Origin of the sequence: Kitasatospora sp. NPDC007106 (assembly GCF_040634455.1) — a bacterium.
GTDB classification, from domain to species: Bacteria; Actinomycetota; Actinomycetes; order Streptomycetales; family Streptomycetaceae; genus Kitasatospora; species Kitasatospora arboriphila.
The window spans coordinates 1-4,270 of record NZ_JBEYFP010000520.1 but is presented as its reverse complement, the minus strand read 5'-3'; the positions used below and the strand labels follow the sequence as shown (position 1 = coordinate 4,270).

Genomic DNA, 4,270 nt, shown 5'->3' with positions numbered 1-4,270 from the left:
AGCGCCCTTCGCGGACGGGCTACATCAGCGGGTAGTCGGGGGCCTTGGCGCTCTCCTTGAGTTCGCCGTGCGCCTTGGTCAGCAGTTGCATGGCGAGGTCGTTGAGGGCGCGCGCCCCGGCGACCTCCTCGCCCACCCTGGGCTGCGGGCTGTCGGCGTGGTGGCGGGTGCTGAAGCCGTGCGAGCGGACCTCGGTGCCGTCCGACAGACGGACCATCGCGACGGCCTTCGTCCGGTCGCCCTCCTCCTGGAACTCCAACTCGATGTGCCATCCGACGAGTGTGTGCATCATGGCGGCCACCTCCGGGGTTTCCCCTCCAGCGTGCGCCGCGCCCCGGAGCCCCGCCAACTCGGGCCGGGCGGCACCGTCCGGACCTGCGGCACCCCGGATTCGAACGCGTTCACTTCCACCCGTAGGGTCGGCGGTGACGCACCCGGACCGCTCCCCTCCCACGGAGGCCCGATGACCCTCAGCTACCCGGAGGTCGGCGCCACCGCCGGCCCGGGACCGCTGCCGGCCGGCTACCACCACCTGCGCCACCGCACGGCGGTCGGCCGCGGACCCGCGGACTTCACCGCCGCCGGCCTGGCCGTCACCACCTGGCGGATGCACCGCACGGCCGGCGTCCTGGTCTCCGCGGACGGGCCGCGGGCCGTCCCCGGCACCCGCGTCACCTGCGGGGTCGGCCTGGGCCGGGCCCGGATCACCGGCCGCTGCGAGGTCGTCCTGGCCGTCGACGAACCCCGCCGCACCGGCTTCGCCTACGGCACCCTGGCCGGCCACCCGGAGTGCGGCGAGGAGTCCTTCGTCGTCGAACTCGCCCCCGACGGCACCGTCTGGTTCACCGTCACCGCCTTCAGCCGCCCCGCCACCCGCCTCACCCGCCTCGCCGGCCCCCTCGTCCCGGTCTTCCAGCGGCTCTACGCCCGCCACTGCGCCCGCACCCTGCGCCGCCTCACCACCCGCGGGACCCCGACCGCCACCGCCTGAGGCGCCGCCCCGCGCGAGTGGCAGGGGTCCGTCCGGGTGCGCACGCTGGTGGTCGAGGAGACGCCCGCGGCGGATGGGAGCCGGTCATGGTGGACACGGACGTGCTGGTGGTCGGGGCCGGGCCGGTCGGGCTCACCGCCGCGGCGGAGCTGCGGCGGCACGGTGCCGAGTGCCGGATCGTCGACCGGCTGGCCTCGCCGCAGCGCTACGCGAAGGCCGTCGGCGTGCAGCCCCGCACCATGGAGGTCTGGGACACCATGGGCCTGGCCCGGCAGGTGCTCGCCGCGGCCGTCCCGATGCACGGCCAGCTGAGCTGGGTCGACGGCGAGGAGAAGCCGCGGATCGAACTGGCCCTGCCGGCCGACGTGCCGTACGCCTTCGCGGCGCTGCCGCAGTACGCCACCGAGGAACTGCTCACCGGCCACCTGGAGACGTTCGGCACCCGGGTGGAGCGCGGCCGCGAACTGCTCTCCTTCGAGCAGGACCCGGACGGCGTGGAGGCCGTGCTGCGGACGCCGGGCGGCGGCGCCGAGCGCGTCCGCTGCCGGTACCTGGTCGGCTGCGACGGCGCGCACAGCGCGGTGCGCAAGGGCCTCGGCCTGGACTTCGGCGGCGGCGCCTTCACCGAGTCGTACATGCTCGGCGACGTCGAGATCGACTGGGACATGCCCGCCGGGTACGGGGTGCGGGTGGTGCGCCACCGGCCGGACGGCGCCCCCGACGACGTGCTGGTGGCGATCCCGCTGCCGGGACGCAACCGCTACCGGATGTCCACGGTCGCCGCACCGGAGCTCGTCGGCGACGCCGCCGGCCGGGACGGGATCGCGCACGGCCTGGACGCCGGCGGCCTGCCCGGCGTCGAGCACCTGCAGGCCGTCGTCGACCGGCTCTCGCCGCAGCCGGCGACCGTCTCCGCCCTGCGCTGGTCCTCCGTCTTCCGGATCAGCCACCGGCTGGCCGACCGCTACCGGCAGGGCCGGGTCTTCATCGCCGGGGACGCCGCCCACATCCACCCGCCGACCGGCGCCCAGGGCATGAACACCGGCATCCAGGACGCCTACAACCTCGCCTGGAAGCTCGCCCTGGTGCTGCGCGGCGCCGCCGGGGACGCCCTGCTCGACAGCTACGGCGCCGAACGCCGCCCGGTCGGCGAGGAGGTCGTGGGGCGCACCGTCCGGCACGCCCGCGCGGGCATCGGCCCAGGCGGCGACGGCATGGCGACGCTGCTGCGCCGCGAGGCCCAGTTGCTGGTGGGCTACCCGGACAGCCCGCTGATCGACCCGGCCGCCGCGGCCGACGGCGCCGCGGTGCTCCCCGTCCGGCCGGGCGAGCGGGCGCCGGACTGCCGCGGTCTCGTCCAGCCCCTCGCGACCTTCCCGCAGCGGCTGTTCGACCTGCTGCGCGGCCCGCACCACACCCTGTTGCTCTACCTCGGCCCGGACGCGCCGGCCGACCTGCCGGGCGCCTGCGCGGAGGCGGGCCGCGAGGCGGCCCGCGGCGAGCTGGACGTCTACGCTGTGCTCGCGCCCGGCTCCACGGCGGACACGCCCGGGGTCCCGGCCGTCCGCGACGGGCTGGACGAGTTCCGCGCCGCGTACGGGGCCCGCAGCCCGGAGGCCGTGCTGGTCCGTCCCGACGGCTACCTCGCCGGGCGCGTCCACCCGGCCGACCCGGCGGGGATCGCCGCCCTGCTGCGCCGCACCTTCAGCAGCGGCTGAGCACGACCGGCGGGCTCCGAACACGCAGGGACCCGCCTCGGCCGGGTGGGCGCGGTGCCGGCCGGGGCGGGGGACCGGTGGTTCAGGCGGTCTTCGCCGGGACGGAGACCAGCAGGTGGTTGCCGTCGAGGGTGCGGACCTCGAAGTGGTCGATGTCGCCGGGGGCGAGTGCGGCGCCGCCGGTGGTCTGCAGCGCGTCGGTGCCGTAGCCGGTCGGGGGCACCGACCAGGTGGTGACGGTCTGGCGCTCGCCGGTGCGGGAGACCGCGACCAGGTCGCAGACCTGCGGCCCGCTGACGTGCGAGAGCGACAGGCTGATGCTGCTGCCCCACTTCTTCGGCTCGACGCCGACCTGGGCGGAGACGCCCGTGCCCGGGTCGGTGGCGGCGAACTGCGCGGTCGCGACGGGCGGCGTGTGGGTCTCACCGCTGGTCGCGGCCAGGGTGGCCAGCGGGCCGCCGACCACCAGCACCGCCGCGGCGGCGACCAGCGCCAGTCGGCGCACGCGGTTGCGCCTCCGGGTCGCGGAGACCTCGCCGACCAGCCGGTCGAGCAGTTGCGGCGAGGGCGGCGCGGCGACCGGACCGGCCTCCGCGAGTTCGGCGAGCAGCGGTGCCACCCCGGAGAGTTCGTCGATCTCGGCGGCGCAGACCGCGCAGCCGGCCAGGTGCTGCTCGAAGGCTTCGAGGTCCTCCGGGTCCAGGACGCCGAGGATGTACGCGCCGACGTCGACGTGCTGCCCGTGGTGCGACGTCACGATGTCACTCCTCGCTCCTCCAGCGCGATCTTCAGGGCACGCAGCCCGTAGAAGATGCGCGACCTGACCGTACCCGCGGGGATGCCGAGCTCCGCGGCGGCCTCGTTGACGGTACGCCCCTTGAGGTACGTCTCGACGATGACCTCGCGGTGCGCTTCGGTCAGGTCGTCGAGCGCATCGGAGATGGTCATCAGCCGCAGTGCCTTCTCGAGTTCGTCCTCGGCGGGCAGCAGCTCCAGCGGCGCGGGGTCGACCTCGCGCGGCCGGGCCATGCTGCTGCGGTGGCCGTCGATCACGATCCGCCGCGCGACGGTGACCAGCCAGGGGCGCAGCGACCCGGTGGCGGTCTCGTCGAGGCGGTGGATGTTGCGCCAGGCGCGGACCAGCGTCTCCTGCACCACGTCCTCGGCGCGCTGCCGGTCGCCGCCGACCAGGCGCAGCACGAAGCCGAACAGCGGGCCGGCGTGGTCCCGGTAGAGGGCACGCATCAGCTCTTCGTCGGGCGCCGGGGCCGGGCCGCCGGTGGGCGGACCTCCCGCGTCCGCCCTCCGTCGGTACGGATGCTCGGTCACGGCGCCATCCTTGCGCACGTGCACCTCCAGGTCGAGACGTTGCCGGGGTCGGACGGGTGGTGGGACGGGGTCGCGACCGGGCCGGGACGGATTCGGGACACTCGGGCCCGGGGCGGGGTGTCCGCCGCGGTGTCCGGGGCCTCAAGTCGGGGCCGGATCCTGTCGATATCGGTGGTGGGTGCGGCGCGGGGCCCCGCCCCGCACACATCCGAAGAGCGACGGGGAGGGGAAC

5 protein-coding genes are annotated in these 4,270 nt (G+C 75.8%); 2 read left to right on the top strand and 3 right to left on the bottom strand.

What is annotated here, in order from left to right:
* Positions 1-19 precede the first annotated feature (19 nt).
* Complete coding sequence (locus ABZ641_RS27540) at positions 20-292, bottom strand: DUF1876 domain-containing protein (protein ID WP_344621764.1); 273 nt, start codon at positions 290-292, stop codon at positions 20-22.
* Positions 293-463: 171 nt separating this feature from the next.
* Here ABZ641_RS27540 and ABZ641_RS27535 point away from each other — a divergent pair, with 171 nt between their 5' ends.
* Positions 464-991: a DUF1990 domain-containing protein gene (locus tag ABZ641_RS27535; protein WP_359985893.1), complete on the top strand. Its 528-nt coding sequence runs from the start codon at positions 464-466 to the stop codon at positions 989-991.
* An 86-nt stretch (positions 992-1,077) separates the two neighbouring features.
* Positions 1,078-2,709: an FAD-dependent monooxygenase gene (locus ABZ641_RS27530; protein WP_359985891.1), complete on the top strand. Its 1,632-nt coding sequence runs from the start codon at positions 1,078-1,080 to the stop codon at positions 2,707-2,709.
* Positions 2,710-2,791: 82 nt separating this feature from the next.
* On the opposite strand, the gene ABZ641_RS27525 is transcribed toward ABZ641_RS27530, so the two are convergent.
* Positions 2,792-3,466, bottom strand: coding sequence for a zf-HC2 domain-containing protein (locus ABZ641_RS27525; protein ID WP_359985888.1), 675 nt, complete (start codon positions 3,464-3,466; stop codon positions 2,792-2,794).
* Entirely contained in the window at positions 3,463-4,038 is a 576-nt protein-coding gene (locus ABZ641_RS27520; protein WP_344621760.1) for a sigma-70 family RNA polymerase sigma factor, read from the bottom strand. The genes ABZ641_RS27525 and ABZ641_RS27520 overlap by 4 nt, the downstream gene beginning before the upstream one ends.
* Between the last annotated feature and the right edge of the window lie 232 nt (positions 4,039-4,270).